18 protein-coding genes are annotated in these 24,711 nt (G+C 73.5%); 8 read left to right on the plus strand and 10 right to left on the minus strand.

Annotated features, from left to right (window positions below; genetic code table 11):
* Nucleotides 1-57: 57 nt before the first annotated feature.
* From AB0447_RS06820 to AB0447_RS06835, 4 genes are all read right to left on the minus strand, one after another.
* The gene (locus AB0447_RS06820) at nt 58-1,839 is read right to left on the minus strand and encodes an ABC transporter ATP-binding protein (protein WP_366475444.1); all 1,782 of its coding nucleotides are present in this window, start codon (nt 1,837-1,839) and stop codon (nt 58-60) included.
* Nucleotides 1,836-3,701, minus strand: a complete 1,866-nt coding sequence (locus AB0447_RS06825) for an ABC transporter ATP-binding protein (protein WP_366475445.1) — start codon at nt 3,699-3,701, stop codon at nt 1,836-1,838. Before AB0447_RS06825 ends, AB0447_RS06820 begins: the two co-directional genes overlap by 4 nt.
* A 114-nt stretch (nt 3,702-3,815) precedes the next feature.
* Nucleotides 3,816-6,749 (minus strand): FAD-binding and (Fe-S)-binding domain-containing protein, encoded by a 2,934-nt coding sequence (locus AB0447_RS06830; protein ID WP_366475446.1) that lies wholly within the window; start codon nt 6,747-6,749, stop codon nt 3,816-3,818.
* A 28-nt stretch (nt 6,750-6,777) separates the two neighbouring features.
* Nucleotides 6,778-7,269 (minus strand): MarR family transcriptional regulator, encoded by a 492-nt coding sequence (locus AB0447_RS06835; protein ID WP_366475447.1) that lies wholly within the window; start codon nt 7,267-7,269, stop codon nt 6,778-6,780.
* Nucleotides 7,270-7,364: 95 nt separating this feature from the next.
* Between AB0447_RS06835 and AB0447_RS06840 the strand changes: the two genes are divergently transcribed.
* Both AB0447_RS06840 and mltG read left to right on the plus strand, forming a co-directional pair.
* The gene (locus tag AB0447_RS06840; protein ID WP_366475448.1) at nt 7,365-9,209 is read left to right on the plus strand and encodes an ABC transporter ATP-binding protein; all 1,845 of its coding nucleotides are present in this window, start codon (nt 7,365-7,367) and stop codon (nt 9,207-9,209) included.
* Nucleotides 9,210-9,272: 63 nt separating this feature from the next.
* Nucleotides 9,273-10,109, plus strand: coding sequence for an endolytic transglycosylase MltG (gene mltG, locus AB0447_RS06845; protein WP_366475449.1), 837 nt, complete (start codon nt 9,273-9,275; stop codon nt 10,107-10,109).
* Nucleotides 10,110-10,124: 15 nt separating this feature from the next.
* Here mltG and AB0447_RS06850 read toward each other — a convergent pair whose 3' ends face one another.
* The 3 genes from AB0447_RS06850 to AB0447_RS06860 are packed head-to-tail and all read right to left on the minus strand — an operon-like array spanning nt 10,125 to nt 12,449.
* On the minus strand, nt 10,125-11,198 hold the full coding sequence (locus AB0447_RS06850; protein ID WP_366475450.1) for an FAD-dependent oxidoreductase: 1,074 nt from the start codon (nt 11,196-11,198) through the stop codon (nt 10,125-10,127).
* Between the two features lie 47 nt (nt 11,199-11,245).
* Nucleotides 11,246-11,923, minus strand: coding sequence for an HAD family phosphatase (locus tag AB0447_RS06855; RefSeq protein ID WP_366475451.1), 678 nt, complete (start codon nt 11,921-11,923; stop codon nt 11,246-11,248).
* 46 nt (nt 11,924-11,969) lie between these two features.
* The gene (locus tag AB0447_RS06860; protein ID WP_366475566.1) at nt 11,970-12,449 is read right to left on the minus strand and encodes an Lrp/AsnC family transcriptional regulator; all 480 of its coding nucleotides are present in this window, start codon (nt 12,447-12,449) and stop codon (nt 11,970-11,972) included.
* A gap of 158 nt (nt 12,450-12,607) precedes the next feature.
* Here AB0447_RS06860 and AB0447_RS06865 point away from each other — a divergent pair, with 158 nt between their 5' ends.
* Nucleotides 12,608-15,043, plus strand: a complete 2,436-nt coding sequence (locus tag AB0447_RS06865; protein ID WP_366475567.1) for an NACHT domain-containing protein — start codon at nt 12,608-12,610, stop codon at nt 15,041-15,043.
* A gap of 46 nt (nt 15,044-15,089) precedes the next feature.
* Here AB0447_RS06865 and AB0447_RS06870 read toward each other — a convergent pair whose 3' ends face one another.
* Both AB0447_RS06870 and AB0447_RS06875 read right to left on the minus strand, forming a co-directional pair.
* Nucleotides 15,090-15,644 (minus strand): rhodanese-like domain-containing protein, encoded by a 555-nt coding sequence (locus tag AB0447_RS06870; RefSeq protein WP_366475452.1) that lies wholly within the window; start codon nt 15,642-15,644, stop codon nt 15,090-15,092.
* Nucleotides 15,645-15,774: 130 nt separating this feature from the next.
* Nucleotides 15,775-16,998 carry a cytochrome P450 gene (locus tag AB0447_RS06875; protein ID WP_366475453.1) on the minus strand — a complete coding sequence of 408 codons (1,224 nt, stop codon included), beginning with the start codon at nt 16,996-16,998 and terminating at the stop codon, nt 15,775-15,777.
* 342 nt (nt 16,999-17,340) lie between these two features.
* Between AB0447_RS06875 and AB0447_RS06880 the strand changes: the two genes are divergently transcribed.
* On the plus strand, nt 17,341-18,819 hold the full coding sequence (locus AB0447_RS06880) for an FUSC family protein (protein WP_366475568.1): 1,479 nt from the start codon (nt 17,341-17,343) through the stop codon (nt 18,817-18,819).
* A gap of 57 nt (nt 18,820-18,876) precedes the next feature.
* Here the strand turns inward: AB0447_RS06880 and AB0447_RS06885 are convergent, their stop codons facing one another.
* A complete protein-coding gene (locus AB0447_RS06885; protein ID WP_366475569.1) occupies nt 18,877-21,135 on the minus strand; it encodes an ATP-binding domain-containing protein in 2,259 nt (752 codons plus the stop codon).
* 151 nt (nt 21,136-21,286) lie between these two features.
* On the opposite strand from AB0447_RS06885, the gene AB0447_RS06890 reads away from it, so the two are divergent.
* From AB0447_RS06890 to AB0447_RS06905, 4 genes are all read left to right on the plus strand, one after another.
* On the plus strand, nt 21,287-21,628 hold the full coding sequence (locus tag AB0447_RS06890; protein WP_366475454.1) for a thioredoxin domain-containing protein: 342 nt from the start codon (nt 21,287-21,289) through the stop codon (nt 21,626-21,628).
* Between the two features lie 16 nt (nt 21,629-21,644).
* On the plus strand, nt 21,645-22,319 hold the full coding sequence (locus AB0447_RS06895; RefSeq protein ID WP_366475455.1) for a GNAT family N-acetyltransferase: 675 nt from the start codon (nt 21,645-21,647) through the stop codon (nt 22,317-22,319).
* A 138-nt stretch (nt 22,320-22,457) separates the two neighbouring features.
* Entirely contained in the window at nt 22,458-23,594 is a 1,137-nt protein-coding gene (locus tag AB0447_RS06900) for a nitric oxide synthase oxygenase (RefSeq protein ID WP_366475456.1), read from the plus strand.
* Nucleotides 23,595-23,643: 49 nt separating this feature from the next.
* Nucleotides 23,644-24,702, plus strand: coding sequence for a lactonase family protein (locus tag AB0447_RS06905; RefSeq protein WP_366475457.1), 1,059 nt, complete (start codon nt 23,644-23,646; stop codon nt 24,700-24,702).
* The last annotated feature ends 9 nt before the right edge of the window (nt 24,703-24,711 follow it).

The following is a 24,711-nucleotide window of genomic DNA, read 5'->3' on the forward strand; positions in this document are numbered from 1 at the left end:
GGCCCGCACCCCTGCCGGGGTGCGGGCCCACCTAGGCCGGGGCCGGGGCCGGACGGCTCAGCCGTGCCAGGACCGCCACAGCGCCGCGTACGCGCCGTCCGCCGCCACCAGCTCGTCGTGGCTGCCCAGTTCAGTGATCCGGCCGCTCTCGACCACCGCGATCACATCCGCATCGTGCGCGGTGTGCAGCCGGTGCGCGATCGCGATGACCGTCCGCCCGTCCAGCACCCGGGCCAGCGAACGCTCCAGATGGCGCGCCGCCCGCGGGTCCAGCAGCGAGGTGGCCTCGTCCAGGACCAGCGTGTGCGGATCGGCCAGCACCAGCCGGGCCAGCGCGATCTGCTGCGCCTGCGCCGGCGTCAGGGACGCACTCCCCGAACCCACCTCGGTGTCCAGACCGTCCTCCAGCGCCCGCGCCCAGCCGTCTGCGTCCACCGCACCCAGCGCCGCCCACAGCTCCGCATCCTCGGCGCCCGTCCGGGCCAGCCGCAGATTGTCCCGCAGCGTGCCCACGAACACGTGGTGTTCCTGGTTGACCAGAGCCACGTGCTCACGGACCCGCTCCGCCGGCATCTGCGACAGCCGTGCCCCGCCCAGGGTGATCTCGCCCGCCCTCGGCGCATAGATGCCCGCCAGCAGCCGCCCCAGCGTGGACTTGCCCGCACCCGACGGCCCGACCAGCGCCACCCGGGTCCCCGGCGGCACCGACATCGACACCTCGTGCAGGACGTCCACACCCTCCCGGTAGCCGAACCGGACCTCGTCCACCCGGACGTCCCGGCCGGCCGGGGACACCCCGGGGTCACCCGCGTCCGGCTCGATCTCCCGCACGCCCACCAGCCGGGCCAGCGAGACCTGCGCGATCTGCAGCTCGTCGTACCAGCGCAGGATGAGCCCGAGCGGGTCCACCATCATCTGTGCCAGCAGCGCACCCGTGGTCAACTGCCCCACCGACATCCAGCCCTGCAGCACGCACCAGCCGCCGATCAGCAGCACCGACCCGAGGATCGTCACATAGGTGGCGTTGATGACCGGGAACAGCACCGACCGCAGGAACAGCGTGTACCGCTCCCACGCCGTCCACTCCTTGATCCGCTGCTCGGACAGTTCGATCCGGCGCCGGCCCAGCCGGTGCGCCTCCACCGTCCGGCCCGCGTCCACCGTCTCGGTGAGCGCGGCCGCGACCGCCGCGTACCCGGCCGCCTCCGAACGGTACGCCGAGGGCGCCCGCTTGAAGTACCAGCGGCAGCCGAACACCAGGATCGGCAGCGCCACCAGCGCGGCCAGCGCCAGCGGAGGCGCGGTCACCGCGAGCGCCCCGAAGAGCAGCCCCGCCCACACCACACCGATCGCCAGCTGCGGCACGGCCTCGCGCATCGCGTTGGCCAGCCGGTCGATGTCGGTGGTGATCCGCGACAGCAGATCTCCGGTGCCGGCCCGCTCCAGCACGCCCGGCGGAAGTCCCACCGACCGCACCAGGAAGTCCTCGCGCAGGTCGGCCAGCATCTGCTCGCCGAGCATCGCCCCGCGCAGCCGGACCATCCGGACGAACAGCGTCTGCACGACGAGCGCCAGCGCGAACACCAGCCCCATCCGGCCCAGATGGAGGTCGCGGACCCCCGCCGCGAGATCGTCCACCACCCGGCCCAGCAGGTACGGGCCGACCATGGAGGCCACCACCGCGGTCGCGTTGACCGCCACCAGCACCACGAAGGCCCGCCGGTGCCGGCGCAGCAGCTCGCCCACGTAGCCCCGTACGGTCGCCGCCGTCCCCACCGGGAGGGTGGCGGTCGTCTCCGGTGCCGCCGGATCGTAGTCCGGCGCTGCCACGCCGATCATGCCGACTCCTCGATCTCTTCGAGTTCTTCTTCGAGTTCTACTTCGAGTTGGGCCAGCCGCTGTTCCTCGTCGGTTTCCCGGGTGACGACGGCCCGGTACCGCGGGTCCTCGCCCAGCAGCTCCCGGTGGGTGCCGACCGCTGCGACCGCCCCGTCGTGGACCAGTACCACCCGGTCGGCGCGGTCCAGCAGCAGCGGGGAGGAGGCCAGCACCACGGTGGTCCGGCCGGCGCGCAGTGCCGTGATGCCCTCCGCGATCCGGGCCTCCGTGTGCGAGTCGACCGCCGAGGTCGGCTCGTCCAGCACCAGCACCTCCGGGTCCGTGACCAGCGAACGCGCCAGCGCCAGCCGCTGCCGCTGCCCGCCGGACAGCGAACGGCCGCGCTCGGTGATCCGGGCGTCCATCGGGTCGGTGACCCCGTCCGGCGCGGACTGCAACAGCGCGTCCAGCACGTCCGCGCACTGGGCCGCGGCCAGCGCAGCCCCGGCCTCGACGCCCTGCGACGCCGGTACGTCGAGCAGCTCGCGCAGCGTCCCCGACAGCAGCACCGGGTCCTTGTCCTGTACGAGCACCAGGGTGCGCGCGGTGTCCAGCGCGAGTTCGTCCAGGGCAACCCCGCCCAGCAGCACCGACGGGCGGTCCTCGGCTTCCTCGGCGGGGTGTCCGCCGAGCCGTTCGGCGAGCCGGCCCGCCAGGTCCGGGTCACCGCACACCACCGCGGTGAACAGGCCGGCCGGGGCCAGCAGTCCGGTCTCCGGGTCGTACAGGTCCCCGCCGGCGCCGGCGCCGGGAGCCACGGCCGGCTCGCCCGCACCGCCCGCCCCCGCAGCCCCGGCCGACTTGGCGGAGCCGGCCGGGACGGTCTCCGTCCGGGCCAGCGACAGCACCCGGGCGGCCCGCTTCGCGGACGGCCGGGAGAAGGAGTACGCCATCGCGATCTCTTCGAAGTGCCGCAGCGGGTACATCATCGTGGCCACCGCGCTGAACACCGCGACCAGTTCACCCACCGCGATCCGCCCGTCCAGCACCAGCGTGGCGCCGTACCAGACCACCGTGATGAGCAGGATGCCGGGCAGCAGCACCTGGATCGCCGAGATCAGCGCCCACATGCGGGCGCTGCGCACGGAGGCCCGGCGGACCTCCTGGGAGGCCTCCCGGTAGCGGCCGAGGAACAGCTCCTCGCCGCCGATCCCGCGCAGCACCCGCAGTCCGGCCACCGTGTCAGAGGCCAGTTCGGTGGCCTTGCCGGCCTTCTCGCGCTGGATGTCGGCACGTTTGGTGGCCGGCGGCAGCAGCGGCAGGACCGCCAGGGCCAGCACCGGTACCCCGATGGCCACGATCACGCCCAGGGCGGGCGCGTACAGGAGCAGCCCCACGCAGATCGCCAGGACGGCGAAGGCGGCCGCGAGGAAGCGGGACACCGCCTCCACGAACCAGCCGATCTTCTCGACGTCCCCCGTGGACACGGCCACCACTTCACCGGCCGCGACCCGCCGGGTGAGGGCGGCGCCCAGTTCGGCGGTCTTGCGGGCGAGCAACTGCTGCACCCGGGCCGCGGCGGTGATCCAGTTGGTGACGGCCGTCCGGTGCAGCATGGTGTCGCCGACCGCGATGGCGGTCCCGGTCAGGAAGAGCAGGGCGCCGACGAGGAGCAGCCGGGTGCCGTCGCGGTCGACGACCGCCTCGACACCCAGACCGACCGTGAACGGCAGCCCGGCGATGCCGCTGAAGTGGACCAGGCCCCAGCACAGGCTCTTGAACTGTCCGCCGAGCTGGGTGCGGCCGAGCCAGAGGAGGAAGCGGGGGCCTGAACGAGCATCCGGTACCCCCGGGTCCGGATGCGGAAGATCGCTGATCTGCATGACGCCCCATGACTCGGTGAGTGGTTCAAACCGTGCAAGGTTCGCCTTCCGGGGCGGGCCCGGGCAATCGATTTTCCGCGGGTCAAGGGGCTTACCGGCCGAATTTTCCGTGGTTCAGGGGCGGGTGGCCAGCTCCAGCTCCAGCAGCACCGAGTGGTAACTGCGGCCGGTGGCCCGGTCCATGCCGACCTCGCACATCCGGTTGGCCGACAGGTGGGCGTCGTACTCCCTGGCCGTGACCTCGGCGGCCTCCCGCGCCGTGGCCGAGGCGGCCAGTTCCGGATGGAGCATGCCGCGGTCGCCCGCGAAGGCGCAGCAGCCCGCGTCGTCCGGTACCACCACCTCGTCGGCACAGGCCTCGGCGACGGCCAGGAGCCGGTCCTGGTCACCCAGGTGGCGCATGGAACAGGTGGGGTGCAGCACCGCCGAACCCACTGTGCGAAGAATGTCCAGATCGGGCAGCAACTCGTCGGCGGCCCAGACGACGGAGTCGACGACGGTCAGTTCCGCGTGCAGGGCACGGTTGTCGTCGGTCAGGTACGGGACCACCTCGTGGGCGATGCCGAGGGTGCAGGAGGAGGCGTCGACGACCAGGGGCAGCCGCCCGCCGGCCGTCCATCCCCAGGCGGCCTCCACGATCCGGTTCGCCATCAGCCGGTTGCCGGCCGCGTAGCCCTTGGAGTGCCAGATCGTCGCGCAGCAGGTACCGACCACGTCCCGGGGGATCCACACCGGCTTTCCGGCGCGCGCCGACACGGCGACCACCGCCTCCGGCAGTGAGAGCCCGGCCTGCCCGCCCGGACCGCCGAAGATCCGGTTGACGCAGGCCGGGTAGTAGACGGCCGCCGCGCCCGAACGCCGGGTCGCGGGCAGCCCGCGGGCGGCCCCCGGGATCTGCGGCAGCCACTCGGGCACCAGGTCGGGGCGTACGGCCCTGCGGACGGCCCCGGTTGCGGCCCGCAGCGGGGCGTTGCCGATCCGGTTCGTGATCCGGTCCGCGGCGGCGACGGTGAGCCGCGCCGCCTTCTCGACGGCCGCGAAGTGCCGGGCGGCGAGCTCCGCGGCCTTCTCCTCGCGCGGGCTGTGCCGGCGGTGCCGGAACTCCTTCATCAGCGCGCCGGTGTCGATGCCGACGGGGCAGGCCAGTTTGCAGGTGGAGTCGGCGGCGCAGGTGTCCACCGCGTCGTAGCCGTAGGCGGACAGCAGCCCGTCGAGTACCGGGGAGCCGGGCTGCTGCCGCATCATCTCGCGGCGCAGGACGATCCGTTGGCGCGGAGTGGTCGTCAGGTCCTTGCTGGGGCAGGTCGGTTCGCAGAACCCGCACTCGATGCAGGGGTCGCCGATCGCCTCGACCCGCGGAATGGTCTTCAGGCCCCGCAGATGTGCCTGCGGATCGCGGTCGAGCACGATCCGCGGGGCGAGCACCCCGTCCGGATCGATGATCTGCTTGGTGCGCCACATCAGTTCGGTGGCCCGCGGCCCCCATTCCAGTTCCAGGAAGGGGGCGATGTTGCGGCCGGTGGCGTGTTCGGCCTTCAGGGAGCCGTCGAAGCGTTCGACGGTGAGCCGGCAGAAGGCGTCCATGAACGCCGCGTACCGCTCGACGTCGGCCGGCCGGGCGGCGTCGAAGGCGAGCAGGAAGTGCAGGTTGCCGTGGGCGGCGTGGCCGGCGACCGCGGCGTCGAACCCGTGCTCGGCCTGCAGGGCGAGGAGGGCCTCGCAGGCTTCCGCCAGCCGGGCGGGCGGCACCGCGAAGTCCTCGGTGATCAGCGTGGTGCCGGCGGCGCGGGCGCCGCCCACGGCGGCGACGAAGGCTTTGCGGGCCTTCCAGTAGCCGGCGATGGTGTGCGGGTCCCGGGTGAAGGTGTTGGTGATCGAGGGGACCGGCGCGACCAGCGGAAGGCCGGCCGCCAGCTCGCCGGCGGCCCGCTCGTACGCCTGGGCGGCGGCCTCGTCGGGGGCTCGGAACTCCACCAGCAGGGCGGTGGTGTCCTTGGGGAGGCCGGCCCAGTCGGCCGGGACGCCCTCCACGGCCGTGGAGGCGCGCAGCGTGTTGCCGTCCATCAGCTCCACGGCGATCGCCCCGGCCTGGTTGAACTGCGGGACGGCGGCCGCCGCGAGGGGCAGGGAGGGGAAGAACAGCAGCGCGGAGCAGACCTCGCGGTCCAGCGGCAGGGTGTCGAAGACGACCTCGGCGATGAAACCGAAGGTGCCTTCCGAGCCCACCATCAGGCCGCGCAGGATCTCGACCGGGGTGTTCCCGTCCAGATAGGCGTCGAGCCGGTAGCCGTTGGTGTTCTTGATCTCGTACTTGGCGCGGATCCGGGCCACCAGCTCCGGTTCGGAATCGATCTCCGCCTTCACCGCGAGCAGCCCGTGGCACAGGGCCGGTTCGGCGCGCGCCAGTTCTTCGTCGGCGAGCGGGTCGGCGGTGTCCACGACGGTGCCGCCGGGCAGTACGAAGGTGAGCGAGGACAGGGTGCGGTAGGAGTTCCGGGTGGTTCCCGCGGTCATCCCGGAGGAGTTGTTGGCGACCACCCCGCCCAGGGTGCAGGCGATGGCGCTGGCCGGGTCGGGCCCGAGCACCCGGCCGTGCCGGGCGAGCGCGGCATTGGCCCGTGCGACGGTGGTGCCGGGCCGGATCCTGGCCCGGCGGCCGTCCTCCAAGACCTCGATGCCGGCCCAGTGGCGGCGTACGTCGACGAGGATGTCCTCGCCCTGGGCCTGCCCGTTGAGGGAGGTGCCGGCCGCGCGGAAGACCACCTCGCGCTGTCTGCCGTGGGCGTAGGAGAGGACCGCGGAGATGTCGTCGATGTCTTCGGCGATCACCACGACCTGGGGCACGAAGCGGTACGGGGAGGCGTCCGAGGCGTAGCGGACCAGGTCGGAGACCTTCCACAGCACCTTCTCGGCGCCGAGGAGCCCGGTCAGTTCGGCGCGCAGCGCCGCGGGGGTGCCGGCTGCCCGGTGCTCGGGCACCCGGTCGGGTGCCGGGCCGTCGGGGGTGCGGGGGCGCAGGGCGCCCCGCTTCGGCTCCAGCAGCGGCATGCGTGCCCCCTCGGCTCGGCGGTTCCGCTCAGCAGCTGGGCTCCGGCGGGACGTCCGACAGAGCGCTCAGCAGGCCGCCGAGCACCTCGCGCTGATCGGCGGTCAATGGAGCCAGGATCTCCTCTGCCGCGTCGGTTCGCGCGTTGCGCAGCCGCCGCAGCGTGGCGCGGCCGGTGTCGGTGAGCTCGATCCGGGTGACCCGCCGGTTGGCGGGGTCGGGGACCCGGCGCACGCAGTCGGCCGCCTCCAGGCCGTCGACCAGGGTGGTCACCGCCCGCGGTACGACTTCCAGGCGTGCCGCGAGATCGGCCATCCTCGGCGGCCGCTCCCGGTCGTAGTGGGCGACGACGCGCAGCAGGCGGCTCTGGGCGGGCGTGATGCCGATCGGCATCATGTGGCGCTTCTGGATGCGGTGGAGCCGGCGGGTCAGGCGGAGCAACTGTTCGGCGAGGAGGCGGTCGGCGTCGGAAGCGGCTGCGGGATCGGCTTCGGGGGCGGCTTCGGGGGCGGTGCTGCTCATACCGGGAACCATATCAGGACCCTGTTCATTGTGAGCATAGGTAACAATGAGCTATGCTCCAATGGACACAACGGCAGAACGGCCAGAGGGAGCCCATGCGCCCAGAAGAACCGACCTGGACCCCGTCCAAACGTCCTCTCGACCCCACCCGGCCCGTCCCGGCCGAGCAGCCGCGCGAGCTGCGGCGCATCGTGCGCCTCTTCCGCCCCTACCGGGGCCGGCTCGCCGTCGTCGGCGTGCTCGTCGGCGCCTCCTCCCTGGTCGGCGTCGCCTCGCCGTTCCTGCTGAAGGAGATCCTCGACACCGCGATCCCCGAAGGCCGCACCGGGCTGCTCAGCCTGCTCGCCCTCGGCATGATCCTCACCGCGGTGGTCACCAGCGTGTTCGGCGTGCTGCAGACCCTGATCTCCACCACCGTGGGCCAGCGCGTCATGCACGACCTGCGCACCGCCGTCTACGCTCAGCTCCAGCGCATGCCGCTGGCCTTCTTCACCCGGACCCGCACCGGCGAGGTGCAGTCCCGGATAGCCAACGACATCGGCGGAATGCAGGCCACCGTCACCTCCACCGCGACCTCGCTGGTCTCCAACCTGACCGCGGTCGTCGCCTCCGTCGTCGCGATGCTCGCCCTGGACTGGCGGCTCACCCTGGTCTCCCTGCTCCTGCTGCCCGTCTTCGTCTGGATCAGCCGCCGGGTCGGACGCGAACGCAAGAAGATCACCACGCAGCGGCAGAAGCAGATGGCCGCGATGGCGGCCACGGTCACCGAGTCCCTCTCGGTCAGCGGCATCCTGCTCGGCCGCACCATGGGCCGGGCCGACTCCCTGACCAAGTCCTTCGCCGAGGAGTCCGAGAAGCTCGTCGGCCTCGAAGTGCGCTCCAGCATGGCCGGGCGCTGGCGGATGTCGACCATCGGCATCGTCATGGCCGCCATGCCCGCCCTCATCTACTGGGCGGCCGGCCTCGCCCTGCAATCCGGCGCCCCCTCCCTCTCCGTCGGTACCCTCGTCGCGTTCGTGACCCTCCAGCAGGGCCTGTTCCGGCCCGCCGTGAGCCTGCTCTCCACCGGTGTGCAGATACAGACCTCGCTCGCGCTCTTCGCCCGCATCTTCGAGTACCTGGACCTGCCGGTGGAGATCACCGAGCGCGAGGACCCGGTCCGGCTCGACCGGGCCAAGGGCGAGATCCGGCTCGAAGGAGTCGACTTCGCGTACGAAGCCGGGCAGGCGGACGCGCGCAAGACCCTCACCGGCATCGACATCACCGTCCCGGCCGGTACCTCCCTCGCCGTGGTCGGCCCGACCGGCTCCGGCAAGAGCACCCTCAGCTACCTGGTGCCCCGGCTCTACGACGTCACCGACGGACGGGTCACCCTCGACGGGGTGGACGTCCGCGACCTGGACTTCGACTCCCTCGCCCGCTCCATAGGCGTGGTCTCCCAGGAGACGTACCTCTTCCACGCCTCCGTCGCCGACAACCTGAGGTTCGCCAAACCCGACGCCACCGACGAGGAGATCGCCGAGGCGGCCAGGGCCGCCCAGATCCACGACCACATCGCCTCACTGCCCGACGGCTACGACACCCTGGTCGGCGAGCGCGGCTACCGCTTCTCCGGCGGTGAGAAGCAGCGTCTGGCCATCGCCCGGACCATCCTCCGCGACCCGCCGGTGCTGATCCTCGACGAAGCCACCAGCGCCCTGGACACCCGCACCGAACACGCCGTCCAGCAGGCCATCGACGCACTGAGTGCGGGCCGCACCACCATCACCATCGCGCACCGCCTCTCCACCGTCCGCGACGCCGACCAGATCATCGTCCTGGACGCCGGCCGGATCGCGGAGCGCGGTACCCACGAGGAACTGCTCGAGGCCGACGGCCGGTACGCGGCCCTGCTCCGGCGGGACGCCCGGCTGACCCCGGTCACCCCCATGAACGTGTGACCGTATGACTGGCACGCGGTCTGGGTGCCGGGAATGTCACATATCGCGGGTTAGCGTGCCTGTATGTCTGATGAGTACCGGCCGAAGAAGGGCCGGACCCGCCTCACCCGCCGCGGCCGGCTGGCGATCTTCCTCGGTCTGCTGCTCGCGACCGGCGCCGCCCTCCTGGTCCCGCTGCTGTTCCCCGACAAGAAGCCCGAGCAGCCGCGCCGACTGCTGATCCCCGAAGGCTGGCGGGCCTCCCAGGTGTACGCCGCGATCGACCGCGAACTCAAAGTGCCGCCCGGCACCACCAAGACGGCCGCGCGAACGATCGGCCCGGCCCTCCCGCCGGAGGCCAAGGGCAACCCCGAGGGGTACCTCTTCCCCGCCACCTACCCCGTCACCTCGAAGACCACCCCGGCCGACCTGCTCGGCTACATGGTGCGGACGGCCGGCGAGAAGCTGGCCACCCGGGCCGTCGCCGACGGGGCCAAGGCCCACGGCATGACCCCCTACCAGACGGCCACCCTCGCCAGCATCATCCAGGCGGAGGCCGAAACCCCCGCCGACATGGGCAAGGTCTCCCGTGTGGTGCACAACCGGCTGGCCCGGTCGATGCCGCTGCAGATGGACTCCACCCTCAACTACGCGCTGAACCGCAACACCGTGGACACCACCCTGGCCGACACCCGCATCGACAGCCCCTTCAACACCTACGCGCGCCAGGGCCTGCCGCCCACCCCCATCGACAGCCCCGGCCTGCACGCCATGGCCGCCGCAGTCGCACCCGCCCCGGGGGACTGGCTGTTCTTCGTCACCGTCAAACCGGGGGACACCCGCTTCTCGGCGACCTACGAGGAACACCAGCGCCACGTCGCCGAGTTCAACCGGGCCCGCGCGACCGCCCGCCAGACCTAGCCTCCCCGGTCCGCGCTAGGCCGGGACCGCCGCCGGTTCCCTGCTCAGCAGGCGGCGGATGTCGCGGACCGCGGCGCCGCCCGCCCGGTTCGCGCCGATGGTGCTCGCCGAAGGCCCGTACCCCACCAGGTGCACCCGCCGATCCCGCACCGCCCGGGTGCCCTCCAGCCGGATCCCGCCGCCCGGCTCGCGCAGCCGGAGCGGCGCCAGGTGGTCGATCGCCGCCCGGAACCCGGTGGCCCACAGGATCACATCGGCCGCCACCTCGGACCCGTCCGCCCACGCCACCCCCTCCGGGGTGATCCGGTCGAACATGGGCCGGCGGTCCAGCACCCCGGACTCCAGACCCGCCCGGACCGCCTCGTTCAGCGGCAGCCCGGTCACGCTCACCACGCTCTGCGGAGGCAGCCCCTGCCGGACCCGGTCCTCCACCAGCGCCACCGCCGCCCGGCCCTCGGCCTCGCCGAAGGAGCCGTCCCGGAACACCGGCGGCCGCCGCGTCACCCAGGTGGTCTCCGCCGCCACCCCGGCGATCTCCAGCAGATGCTGCACCGCCGAGGTGCCGCCGCCCACCACGACCACCCGCGCACCCGCGAACGCCCCGGGCCCCGGATAGCCCGCCGTGTGCACCTGGCGTCCACGGAAGGTCTCCTGGCCCCGGTAGCGCGGCCAGAACGGCCGGTCCCACGTCCCCGTCGCGTTGATCAGCGCCCGCGCCGACCAGGCGCCGGCCGAGGACTCGACCACCAGCCGGCCCCCCTCGCCCTCGCGCACCCCCGTCACCTCCACCGGCCGCTGCACACCCAGCCCGAAGGTCCGCTCGTACCGGTCGAAGTACTCCCCGATCACCTCGGCGGACGGGCGCAGCGGATCCGCCCCGGTCAGCTCCATCCCGGGCAACGCGTGCATGCCGTGCACCCGGCCGTAGGTCAGCGTGGGCCACCGGAACTGCCAGGCCCCGCCCGGCCGCGGCGCGTGGTCCAGCACCACGAAACCCAGCCCCGCCCGCTTCAGGTGGTACGCGCTCGACAGGCCGGCCTGGCCGGCCCCGATGACGACCACATCCACATCCCGCACGAAATCGTTCACGGTTCTACTAACCCGCGCGGTCGGACGGATCTTCCCGGCTCGCCCCGCTAGGCGGAACGCCGCCCGGCCAGGTACTCGTACGCCGCATCCGCGGTGAAATCCCGCTGTCCGGTCCGGAACAGCAGCCCGGCCGTCGCGAACGCCGGATCGTCGGCCGTGGCCTCGACGTACGGGACTGCCACGCAGTCCATCCCGGCCGCCAGCGCCGCCCGGGCCCCCGGGGCGGCGTCCTCCACCACCACGCACTCGGTCGGCGCGGCGCCCAGCCGCCGGGCCGCCTCCAGGAACACGTCCGGGGCCGGCTTGCCGTGCGGCACCTCCTCCGCCGAGACCACCGTCGTCAGCAGGGCGTCCAGCCCGGTGCCGGCCAGCACCGCGTCGATCGCCTCCCGGGAGGAACCGGAGGCCACGGCCATCGGCACGCCCTCCGCGTACAGCCGCTCCACAAGCTTCCGCATCTCCGGGTAGACCTGGGTCTCGGTCCGGGCCAGCTCCAGATAGGCCGCGTTCTGCTCGGCCAGCAGCTGCTCCACCGGGGCCTGGATCCCGTACCGCTCGCGCAGGATCTCCAGCGTCTCCCGCGTCCCGATGCCGATGAAGGCGGCGTGCTGCTCCCAGGTGAAGCCGGGGACGCCGTGCCGCTCCAGGGTGCGCCGGCCGGATGCGTAGTAGTTCGGCTCGCTGTCCACGAGAGTGCCGTCGAGATCGAATATGACGGAGATCATCCGCTGCGCCCGTTCTGCCGGTCGTGTGGCTGTCCCGTCCATCCTGTCAGGATTTGCGGGCAGCCCGTCCCACCGCCTCGACCAGCGGCAGCAGCCGGTGCGGCACACGCTCCCGCAGCGCCACCTCGGTGCGCGTGCGGACCACCCCGGGCAGCCGGATCAGGCGCTGGATGACGTCCTCGAGATGCGCGTTGTCCCGCGCCGCCACCCGGGTCAGCAGATCCCCGCCGCCGGTGATCGAGAAGGCTTCGATGATCTCCGGTACGGCGGCCAGCGCGTCCCCGACCTCGTCCAGGTGGCCCTGGGTCACCTCGATGTGCACGAAGGCCAGCACCGGATGACCCAGCGCGGCGGGGGACAGCACCGGCCCGGTCCCGGTGATCACCCCCGTCCGCTCCAGCCGGTCCAGCCGGGCCTGCAGCGTGCCGCGCGCGATGCCGAGCAGCCGGGCGTACTCGCGCACGCTGGTGCGCGGCTGCTCGATCAGCAGCCGCAGGATGCGGGTGTCGAGTTCGTCCACCGTCATGCCGGTCATGATGGCAGCCGGCGCACGGGTCACCGGGGCGATGGCACGGGCGGCGTACCGCCCGGAACGGGTGATTCCCGTTGCCTTCGCCCGTCACCTCTCGTTGGTCGGGGCAGGCCCCGGGGCGGGGGGAGCGCGGTGCAGGGAGGCACATCGTGATGCGGTGGCGCTGGGGTGTGGCAGCCGGGTTGTCCGCGCTCATCACCGTCGTACTCGTCCTCGCGTGGGCAGGCGGGAACGTCGAGTCCGCCGGGGACACCGCCTCGGTGCTGGGCGCCTGGACGGCCGTGGCCGCACTGGTCCTCTGGGCCCGCCAGAACACGGCCGGCCCCCAGCCGCCCACGGCGGACCAACTGGACGCCGCCGAGGAACGGCTGGCCCGCCTGGTCGAACAAGCATGGACCCGGGAGGCGGCGCTGCGCCGACTCGCCGACCCGCGCCCGCTGGACGTCCGCTGGACGGACAGCTCCCGCGCGCTCGCCGACCATGCCGCCGTGATCGGAGCGTCCCTGCACTGCCGTGCGGACGACGGCACCCGCCTCGCCGAAGCGTTCCGTGCGCTGCCCTGGCGGCGGCTGGCCATCCTGGGCCCGGCCGGCTCCGGCAAAACCACCCTGGCCCTGCTGCTCACGCTCGCCCTGCTGCGCACCCGACGCCCCGGCGATCCCGTCCCGGTGATCCTCTCGCTCTCCTCCGAGGTGCTCGACCACCCCCACCTGCGGTCCTGGCTGAGCGCCCGGCTCACGGCGGAGTACCCGGCCCTGGGCGACGGGCGGCGCATGCACGGCGTCGGGGTGGCCGCCGAACTCCTGGCCTCCCGGCGCCTGTTGCCCGTCCTGGACGGCCTCGACGAGATCCCCGCCCCGCACCAGGCCCGGGTGTTCACGATGATCAACGACCACCTGGCGGAGGGCGGCCCCCTGGTCCTCACCTGCCGGACGGCCGCCTACGAACAGGCCGTGACCCGCTGCCGGGACGTGCTGACCGCAACCGCGGTGGTCGAGCCGCAGCCGGTGAGCCTGGACGCGCTGATCGAGTACTTGACGCTGGGCGCCGCCCCCGGAGAGCTCGACCCCCGCTGGCGGAGGCTGACCGAGCGGCTACGGGCCGCCCCGGACGGCCCGGCCGCGACCGCCCTGCTCAATCCCCTCAACGCCTCCATGGTCCGGCTGGTCTACTCGGGCCCGGCCGGGGCCGGGGCGGGAGCCGGGATCGGGTCCGGGTCCGGCGGCCCGGAGGAACTCGCCGACAGCGACCGCTTCCCCGACGCCGCGGCGATCACCAAGCGGCTGCTGGCGGGAGTGGTGCCCGCGCTCTGCGACCGGGACTCCCGGCTCGCCGCCGCAACCCCCGGCAGCCGGCCCGCCCTCGACCCCGGGCAGGCGCCCCGCCGGCTGGCGCAGCTCGCCGCCCACCTGCAGGGCCGGGGCACGTACGACTTCCAGTGGTGGCAGCTCCACCAGGCGGTCCCGGCCCTGGCCGGCACCTGGCGGCGGGGGCTGTGCCTCGGCCTCGCCGCGTTCCTCTGCCATACGGCGGCAGAGCTGGTCCACTACTGGCTGAAGTGGCCAGAGGACTTCACCCTCGCGGTCGTCACCGAGCCGATGCGCGTCGCCCGGTCCCTGGGCTTCGGACTGGGGGTGCTGTTCCTCACCGCGGTGGCCCCGCTGCTCCGCCGGTTCGCCCCGATGAGCCGGGGCACGGCGACCTGCGCGGCCCTGCTGCTCGGCGGCACGGCGGGCATCCTGCACGGCGGGCTGTTCGTCCTGGGCCGGCACCACTTCCTCACGACCGCGTACACCAGCGTGTGGGGGACCGTCTCGCAGATGGCCATGGCGGTGATCCCGTACACCCTCACCGTGCTGGCGGCCGGCCCGCCGCATCCGCCCGCCCTGCCCACCTGGGGCCGGTTCGGCCTGCGCGGCCGGGGGCGGCGGCTGGCGGCCGAACTGGCTTCGGTCCCGCTGACCGTCCTCGGCTTCGCGCTGCTGTGCAACGTACTGCCCTTCGTGTTCGCCTCCGACCCGGATCCCCTCGAACTCCTCGGGAAGATCACGGAGAACACGCCACCGCTGGTGCTGGGGGCCTTCTTCGGAACCGGCCTGGCCCTGCTGCGCTTCGGCCGGGCACCGCTGGTCACCGACGGCGGCGCCACGCCCGCCTCCTCCCTGCGTGCCGACCGCCGGTACGGGCTCGCCGTGGCCCTGCTCTGCGCCCTCGCCTTCGTTCTGCACGCCGCCATGCGCAGTGCCCCGTGGCAGTACGTCGGAACCCTCGACAACCTCACCGAGGGGGTGTCGGCGGCCGGTCCCAAACTCCTTGCCGCAGTGGTCATCGGAGCCCTGCTGGCCCTGTCCGCCACCAGTTGGGGGCACTTCGCCGTGGCCCGCCTGTGGCTCGCCCACCGCGGACGGCTGCCGCTCCGGACGATGGCCTTCCTGGAGGAGGCCCACCGGCTCGGCATCCTGCGCCGGGTCGGCCCGGTCTACCAGTTCCGGCACGCCCTGCTCCAGGACCACCTCGCCGCACAGGCCACCGTCCCGCACATGCGCAGGCCCCCGGCGGATGCCCCTGCCGGAGCGCCCCGGCCCTGACCCCCGGCGTCAGCGACGGCGGAAAGCGCCTCCGCCGGGCATGAATTCACTCGACGGAGGCGGCCTTCTCGCCCCGGCGGTTGAACGGGAGCCTGCCGAGCACGACCGCCATCGCGCAGGTGTCGGTGAGCGCGGAGAAGACCAGGCCGGCACCGATGGCAGCGGACAGCAGCTGGAAGGCCGGGTGGACGAGCAGCCCGAGGACCAGTCCGAGCAGTACGAGGGTGCCCGCGGTGAAGCGGACCTGGCGTTCCATCCCCCAGGTGGCCCGCGCCCCGCCGGCCGGGTAGCGGAGGCTGTGGCCGCCGGCCGCCCAGGCCCGGGTGCCGCCGGTGAGGCTGGACGCGGAAATGCCGTGGGAGGCGAGGGACTTGACGGCGTTCTCCGAACGGGTGCCGGAGGCGCACACCAGGAGCAGGGGCCGGCGCTCTGCGGCCTGCCGCAGCTCCGGCAGGCTCCGCGCGAGCCGGTCCAGGGGGACGTTGACGGCGTCCGGCAGATGGCCGGACGCGAACTCGGCGGGAGTGCGGACGTCGACGACGGTCAACTCGGGGAGGCGGGCGGATGCCTCGCCGGGGCTGAGGGCGGTGGGTACGCTCATGGCCGGGGATGATAGGGACCGCGGGACCGCTTGTCCGCGAGCCGGCGTTCCTGCCACGAGGTTGACGTGCTGCGGCAACAACCGCGCCCACCGGCCGGGCACCGGGCGCCCGGCGCCGGTTGCCGCGCGCTCACCAGGTCACGTGCAGGGCTTGCGGCGAGCGGTGGATCAGAGTGGGCCGCATCGCCGGCGGCGGAGCGTCCCGGTCCAGTCGCAGGTCCGGCAGCCGGCGGATGAACAGGTCGAGTGTCAGGCGCAGTTGCTCGCGCGCCAGCTGCGATCCGGGGCAGCCGTGGGGCCCGTGCCCGAAGGCGAGATGCCGCCGGTCCTCGGGCCGCCCGATGTCGAACACCCCGGCCCGTTCGTACCGCTCCTCGTCCCGGTTGGCCGAACCGTACGCCACCAGCACGGTGGCCCCGGCGGGCAGCCTGGTCCCGGCGATCGTCACCGGACGGGTGGTGGTCCGCCGCAAGGCCTGGACGGCCGTGTCGTGGCGGGCGGCCTCTTCCACCGCGGCCGGGATCAGTCCCGGATCGGCGCACAGCATCCGCCACTGCCGCCGGTCGTGGAGCAGGTGCAGCAGGGTGGTGCCGATGAGTGCGCTGGTGGTGAGGAAGCCGGCGATCAGCAGGTTCTGCAGGCTCGCCACCAGTTCGTGGCGCTGTTCGAGGGTGAGCTCGGTGTCACCGGGCGCGAGGGCGGCCACCAGGGCCGAGCACAGATCGTCCCGGGGACGGGCTTGCCGGTCCCGGACGTACCGGTCCAGCAGGTGCTGCAGCGCGACCACGTCCTCGGCGGCAGCCACCTGCCCCTCCGGAGACAGCGGCCGGAACAGCAGCTCCTCGGCCCGGTAGCCGCCGTGCACGGCCGCGGGCACGTCCGCCGGGTCCAGCCCGATCAGCTGCCCCACCACCTGCCCGGGCAGCGGCCGGGCGTACGCCTCCACCAGCTCCGCGGACCCGTCCGCCGCCAAGCGGTCCACCAGTGCCTCCGCGCAGGCGCGGGCGTACGGCAGCAGCGCCGCCACCCGGCTGGCGGACAGTCCGCGGTTCAGCGGTGCCCGGTGACGCCGGTGGGCGGCGCCGTCCGTGGAGACGACGGTGGGCCGGGGCCCGAACCCGCGGGGCAGGACGCCGAGCGCCGCCTCCGAGAGCGGGATGTCCGGCAGCAGGGAGTTCGCGGAGGAGAAGTCCTCGGCGCGCAGCAGCACCTCCCGCACGTCCCGGTCGCGCGCCACCAGCCACGCATCGCACTCGGGCAGGTACGTCAGCCCCTCGGCCCGGCGGGCGCGGGCGTAGAGCGGGTACGGGTCGCGGTACAGCTCGTCACGTCTCGTCTGCTCGTCCCCCGCCACGCGGTCATACTGCCCGAGCCCCGCCCCGCCCGGAAGGGCGCCGGTCCGGAGGCGGGCACCGGGCTGTCGCGAGCCTGGGCCGTTGGCATCCGGTGGCCCATGAATGCGGTCGGCAGCTGGGCCAATGGCCCACCTCCGGCGTCCTGTGTTGAGCCAGGGGCCCCCGGGATGCTTATCTGTGCACTATCCATGTACTTACGGCGCCGCGCAGCGCCGGACCGGCGACGAGGCCGGGACGGACCGCGGTGCCTTCGTCGTGCCTGCCGGCCGCCCACCACCCCGGGCGGTCCACGGCCCGGCGGCGCACCACTGCAAGGGGGGCGGCACACCGCCGTGAAGAGGATGTTCGTGGCTCCGGATCCGGGGCTGTTCAGGCTGAGGAACTCGTCCCGTGCCGTCATCGGCACCGGCCTCGCCGTCGCCGTCGCCGAACTGGCCGGACTGTCCCTGACCGCCTCCATCACCGGGGGACTGGCGGCCCTGCTCGCCCTCTTCACCGTCACCGACGCCACCGTGCGCCGCCAGGCGGCCACCACCGCCCTGCTGCCCGCCGTCGGATTCCCGGTCCTGGCCCTGGCCACCTCCCTGCACGGCGCCCCCCTCCTGCGCGACGCCGCCTTCCTCGCCGTCGTCTTCTGCGGGGTCTACGCCCGCCGCTGGGGCCCGCGCGGCCACGCGCTCGGGATCTTCGCGTTCATGCAGTTCTTCGTGACGCAGTTCCTGCACGCCGCCCCCGCCCAGCTGCCCGAGCTCTACACCGCCATCGGCATCGCCCTCGCCGCCTCCGCCGCCGTGCGCTTCCTGCTCTGGCCCATCGAGCGGCGCACCCCGCCCGCCCCGGCCCCGCCGCCGCTGCCCGGCACCGGCCTGGCCCGCCCCACCACCCGGCAGGCCTTCCAGGCCACCGCCGCCTGCGCCTTCGCCCTGACCGTCGGCCAGCTCCTCTCCGAGGACCGCTGGTACTGGGCCGTCGGCACCGCCTGGTGGATCTTCGTCAACACGGCCTCCCGTGGCGAGACCCTGGTCCGCGGCTTCCGCCGGGTCGTCGGCACCGTCACCGGCATCGCCGCCGGACTGCTCATCGCCGTCCCGCTCCACGGCGCCGCCGCCCCCACCGCCGCCCTCGTCGCCGTCTGCGTCTTCGGCATCTTCTACACGGCCGCCCCCTCCTACTCCTGGATGATGTTCTTCGTCACCGTGATGGCGGGCCTGCTGTACGGACTGCTCGGCGTGCTCCACCCCGGCCTGCTGCTCCTCCGCTTCGAGGAGACCGCGCTCGGCGCGCTCGGCGCCGCCCTCGCCGTGACCCTGGTCCTCCCCGTCACCACCCACGCCGCCAACGACGCCTGGATCCAGCGCGCCCTGCACTGCGTACGGGCGGCCACCGCGGCCTCCCTGCAGCGCCTCGCCGGCGACGACGAGGCGGACCCGGCCCCGCACGCCGCCGAGCTGGAACTGCTCCTCGGCCGGGTCCGGATGGCCCTGGCCCCCCTGGTCCACCCGCTGAGTCCGCTGCGCGCCCGCAAGGCACGGGCGCGGCAGGTGCTCGCCCTGCTCGACGACTGCGCCCGCGAGGTGCGCGGGCTGGCGGCCGTCGCCGCCGACCCGCAGGCCTCGCACGACGCCCGCCTGGCCGCCGCCTGCTGGCGGGTCGAGGCCGCCGTGGAAGCCCTGACCGGCGACGGCACCCCCGCCGCCCCGCAGTCGCGGCCCACCGCGGACGCTCCCGCCCTGGCCCACCTGCACGGCCTGGAGCACGCCCTCGCCGCCCTCGCCGACCCGCTGCGCACCGACCCGAGGTCCCCGCTCGTCGGCGCCTGACGGGCGATCGGCTCGGGCCGGAGGCCGGCCCGGCCCAACGCCGGCGCCTGACCGGGGTCAGTCCAGGCCGGCCGGCAGCCGCCCGGTGTGCAGCACGCCCAGCCGCTGGGTCGCCCGGGTCAGGGCGACGTACAGATCGCTGGGCTGCTGGTCGGCCGGCTCCACCACGATCACGGTGTCGAACTCCAGGCCCTTGGACTGGCGCGGATCCAGGAGGACCACGCTCCGCTTCAGGTCCGGCTCCGCACCCGCCCGCACCCCCGGCAGCACCTCGGCCAGTACGCCGTGCAGCGCGCGCGGCGCGATCACCGCGAGCCGCCCCTCCGCCGGAGTCCCCTCCGCGACGGCCTCCGCCACCGCCCCGGCCAGGTCCCCGGTGGCCCGCACCCACGGCCGAACGCCGGTGGACCGCACCGAGCTCGGCGGCTCGAACCCGGGCTGCCGGGCCCGCAGCACACCCGCCGCCAGCTCCATGATCTCGGCGGGGGTGCGGTAGTTGACGCCCAGCCGCACCAGCTCCCAGCGGTCCCCGACATAGGGCTCGAGGATCCGCTCCCACGAGCCCAGCCCGGCCTCGTCACCGGTCTGCGCCGGATCGCCGACCAGGGTCATCGACCGGGTGGGGCAGCGCCGCATCAGCAGCCGCCACGCCATCGCGGACAGCTCCTGCGCCTCGTCCACGATCAGGTGGCCGAAGGCCCAGGTGCGGTCGGCGGCGGCCCGCTCGGCGGTGCTCCGGTGGTCGGCCTCCTCGTGCCGCTCGGCCATCCGCTCGGCGTCGATGACGTCGTGCGCGGCGAGGTACTCCTTCTCCTCGTCCTCGAACTCATAGCTCTCCGAGCCCTGGGACAGCTCCAGCACGCCCTGCGCGTACGAGATGCGCTCCTGCCGGTCCCGCTCGGCCGCGGCCCGCTCCGCACTGTCGTCGTGCCCGAGCAGTTCGGCGGCCTCGTCCAGCAGCGGGATGTCGGCCGGCGTCCAGCCGCCCGCGGTGCGCCGGATCAGATCGGCGTCCGCCTCCGAGACGTGGGTGGGGTCCGCGAGGAAGCCGGCGACGAGCTCCTGCGGGGTCAGCGCCGGCCACAGCGCGTCGATGGCGGCGTGCACGGTGGCGCTCGTCGCGATCTCCTTGCCCAGCTGGGCGATGTCGTCGGCGCCGAGCAGGTTGGGCCCGCCGTAGGGGTCCGCGCCGAGCCGGTCGGTGAGCTGCTCGGTGAGCGCGTCGATGATCCGGAAGGCGAAGTAGGGGCGGGCCAGGTTGTGCGGCAGGCCGGTGGACCGGGCCCGGTCCCGGGCCTCGTACGCCATCGTGCGGTCCAGCAGCAGGGTGCCGTAGTCGTCGTGGTCGATCTCCAGGGCCGGCTCCGGCAGCATCTCGCTGTCCTCGCCCGCCCCGGCCGGCACCGTCTCCGGCAGGGTCTGCCGGTCGCGCACCACCGCGGCCAACACCTCGGCCATCTCCGCCCGTCCCTTGACGCCGGCCGCGCCGGGCCGGTCGGTGCCGGTGGCCCGGACGCCGGGGAACAGCTCGCCCAGGGTGGCCAGCAGCACCCCCGTCTCCCCGAGGGCCGGCAGCACCTCGCCGATGTAGCCGAGGAAGGCCGGGTTGGGGCCGACGATCAGCACTCCGCGCCGGGCGAGCAGGTCGCGGTGCGCGTAGAGCAGGTAGGCGGCGCGGTGCAGGGCCACGGCGGTCTTGCCGGTGCCTGGGCCGCCCTCCACCACGAGCACCCCGCGGTGCGGGGAGCGGATGATGTGGTCCTGCTCGGCCTGGATGGTCCGCACGATGTCGTGCATGCGGCCGGTGCGGGCGGCGTCGAGCGCGGCGAGCAGCACGTCGTCCGCGTCGGCCCCCTCGTGGCCGGTGCGTTCGGCGTCGGTGAGGTCGAGGATCTCGTCGTGCAGGGCCGTCACCTCGCGGCCGCGGGTGGTCAGGTGGCGGCGCCGGCGCAGCCCCATCGGGTAGTACCCGGTCGCGAGATAGAACGGGCGCGCGACATCCGCCCGCCAGTCCACCACCAGTGGGGTGCGGTCCGGGTCGTCCTGCCTGATTCCGATACGGCCGATGTGGTGGTCGCGTCCGTCGGAGAAGGTGAGACGGCCGAAACAGAGTCCGTTCTCGCCCGCATTCAGAGCGGAAATCAGACCGGATTGCTCGGCCACCAGCACATCGCGTTCCAGGCGCGCCTGGAGACCTTCGCCCTCGGCCCGCAGCGCCTCGTGCATCGCCCGTTCGGCCTGGTCACGCAGGTCGTCGAGGCGTGCGTAGAGCTCCGTGATGAATCGTTGTTCATTCCGGAATTCCTCGGTTGACAATTCCACTCCCGCCGCGATACAGTGTCCTCGTAAGCTTCTTCACGCCCAGATAAAAAGACTGGGTGTGAAACATCAAATATACGCAGATGATCGCCCTGGCCGTCAATATCGGTCGGGGTATTTTTGTGCCGCGGGACCCGGGAGTATGCCGATGGCGAGCCATGTCCACCAGCCGATGGAGGACGCCGAATTCGACTTCGTCCTCGCGATGGCGCACGGCACACCGGTCCTGGTCCTCTTCCGCGGCAGCTGGCCCAAGGCCGTGGAGGCCTGCCGCGCGATGGACGTCGTGGTCCGTGACACCGCCCGCGCCTACGACGGCCGGCTGACCGCGGTCCGCGCCGACATGACCCGCTGCCCCGAGGCCACCCGCCGGTACGCGGTGGCCTCCGCGCCCACCGTGGTGCTGCTCAAGGACGGCGAGCCGGTCGCCGTGCACGCCGGCGCCCTGGACCACGCCGGTCTCGCGAAGTTCCTCGACGCGGCCCTGTGACGCGTACGGTCGTCGGGTGACCACCGCACCGCGCATCAGCTACCGGCTCGCCCGCCCCGAGGACGCGGCCGCCATCGAGGCCCTCGACGGCTCCTTCACCACCCGTACAGTCTTCGAGGCCACCGCCACCGACACCGGGTTCGTCCTCCGCGAGGTCCCCGTCGACCCGCCGCTGCACAAGGTCTTCCCGCCCGAGGAGCACGACGAGCAGGAGATCGGCGAGGACACCGCCGCCGACCGCCGCACCTTCGTCGCCCTCGACACGACCGAGACGGCCGACACGACCGAGACGGCCGACACGACCGAGACGGCCGACACGACCGAGACGGCCGACGCAGCCGACACGGCCGACGAAACCGGCGCGGCCGACACCGCCGACGGCGGCCGGCTCTGCGGGTTCGCGGCCGTCTGCTACAGCGCCTGGAACCGCCGGCTGACCGTCGAGGACATCGAAATCGCCCCCGCCCACCGGGGCCTGGGCATCGGCCGCACCCTGATGGAACACGCCGCCGCCTTCGCCCGCGAGCGCGGCGCCCGCCACCTCTGGCTGGAGGTCTCCAGCGTCAACGCCCCCGCCGTCCACGCCTACCGGCGGATGGGATTCGCCTTCTGCGGTCTCGACACCACCCTCTACGACGGCACCCCGGCCGCCGGCGAGCAAGCCCTCTACATGGTCCGGCCGTTGAGCTGATCATCACTCGGACGAGTGTCGCGGCGCGCATCTGCCGGACGTCGCTGACCTGCGGCATGTACAACCGGTGATGGCGAACCGCACATTCATCCGGCATGTACAGGGTGGATCTGGCCGGACAGGGGGTAACCGCCCGGAATGGAAATACTGCAACAGCTCTCGACGACCGCTCAGGTGTGGGCAGAGGCCGAGGAGTTCATCCGGCTCTTCCACCGCGAGAACCCCGGCACAGGCGATCCGCGGGACCGGCTCGCCGCCGTACGGGAGGAACTTGCGGAGACCGGCACCTACCGGCACACCCACGAGGAGCTCGTGCACGGCGCCCGGGTCGCCTGGCGCAACAGCAACCGCTGCATAGGCCGGCTGTACTGGAACTCCCTGCGGGTGCGCGACCGCCGGGAACTCACCGGCGGCGACGAGATAGCCGCCGAGTGCGTCGAGCACCTGCGCGACGCCACCAACGGCGGCCGGGTCCGCCCCACGATCACGGTCTTCGCCCCGGACACCCCGGACCGCCCGGGCCCGCTCATCTGGAACGAGCAGCTCATCCGGTACGCCGGCTACGGCGACCATCCTTCCGTCACCGTCGGGGATCCCCGCAACCGGGAACTCACCGAGGCCCTGCGCGAACGCGGCTGGCCCGGCGGCCCCGGCACCCCCTTCGACCTGCTCCCGCTGGTGGTCCAGGGCTGCGACGACAAGCCCCGGTGGTTCGAACTCCCCGCCGACGCCGTGCTGGAGGTGCCCATCGAGCATCCGGACGACGACCACTGGACGGACTGGGGGCTGCGCTGGCACGCGGTCCCCGCGATCTCCAACATGTGCCTGGAGATCGGCGGCATCCACTACCCCGCGGCCCCCTTCAACGGCTGGTACATGGGCACCGAGATCGGCGCCCGCAACCTCGGCGACGCCGACCGCTACAACCTGCTGCCCGGGGTGGCCCGCCGGATGGGCCTGGACACCTCCAGCGACCGCTCGCTGTGGAAGGACCGGGCGCTGGTCGAGCTCAACCGGGCCGTGCTGCACTCCTTCGACCGTGCGGGGGTCACCATCGCCGACCACCACACCGAGTCCCGGCGCTTCCTCACCCACCTGGAACGCGAGGAGCGCAAGGGCCGCGACGTCGGGGCCGACTGGTCCTGGATCGTGCCGCCGATCTCCGGCTCCGCCACCCCCGTCTTCCACCGTACCTACGAGGACCGGCAGCAGACCCCGGCCTACGTCCACCATCCCGGTGCGGAGGACCGGGCCCTGGGACGAGATTTGGTCTAGACCTTCTGTTACCGTCGGCTCCGGACTCATCACTGGAGAGGGGTGCACGGTGGCGGAGCGCGAAGGCCGGGCCTACATCGGCTCGTTCACATCGGCAGGCGGCCGCGGGATCACCACCGCGGCCGTGGACGGCCGCACCGGGGCGCTCACCGTCCTCGGCAGCACCGACACGGTGGCCAACCCCTCCTACCTGGCCCTGGCGCACGCGACGCAGCGCCCGGCCCGCCTCTACGCGGTCAGCGAGGCTGAGCAGGGCGCCGTACGGTCCTTCGCCCTCGACGAGGACGGCCTGCCGCACCCCGCCGGCCCGCCGGTGCCCGTCGGCGCTTCGGGCCCCACCCACCTCGGCCTGGCCGGGGCCTGGCTGCTGACCGCGAACTACACCTCCGGGAGCGTCAGCACCCTCCCCGTCCGGCCCGACGGAACCCTCGGCGCACCCGCCTCGGTGCTCGCCCACCGGGGCTCCGGCCCCGACCCCGAGCGCCAGCGCGAGCCGCACGCGCACCAGGTGCTGACCGACCCCACCGGCCGATGGGTGCTCAGCGTGGACCTCGGCACCGACTCCGTGCGGATCTGCGCCCTGGACGAGGCGACCGGCGCCCTCGGCGTGCACGCGCAGGCGCAGCTGCCGCCGGGGAATGGTCCCCGTCACCTCGCCTTCCATCCGGCGGGGGAGCTGGTCTACGTCCTCAACGAGCTGCGGCCGCTGCTGACCGTCTGCCGCTGGGACGCGGCCGCCGGGTCCCTGGAACCGGTCCGGGAGGTTCCGGTCGCTCCAGAGGCCGCTCCAGGGGCTCCACGGGCCTATCCCTCGGCACTCGTCGCCTCGCCCGACGGGCGGTTCCTCTGGGCGGCCGTCCGCGGCAGCGACACGATCGCCGTGCTGGCGACCGCGGACGATCCGGCGAACCCGCAGCTCACCGCCACCGTGGGGTGCGGCGGGCGGTGGCCGCGCGATCTCGCCCTGGACCCGGCCGGGCGCCGCCTCTACGCGGCGAACGAGCACTCCGGGGACGTCACCTGGTTCGAGGTCGACCCGCTGACCGGACGGCCCGACCGGGCCGGCTCGGTGCCGGTGCCCGCCGCCGGCTGCGTGCTCTTCGCCTGATCCCGAAAC

Source organism: Streptomyces sp. NPDC051211 (assembly GCF_040689505.1).
In the GTDB taxonomy this organism is placed as follows: domain Bacteria; phylum Actinomycetota; class Actinomycetes; order Streptomycetales; family Streptomycetaceae; genus Streptomyces.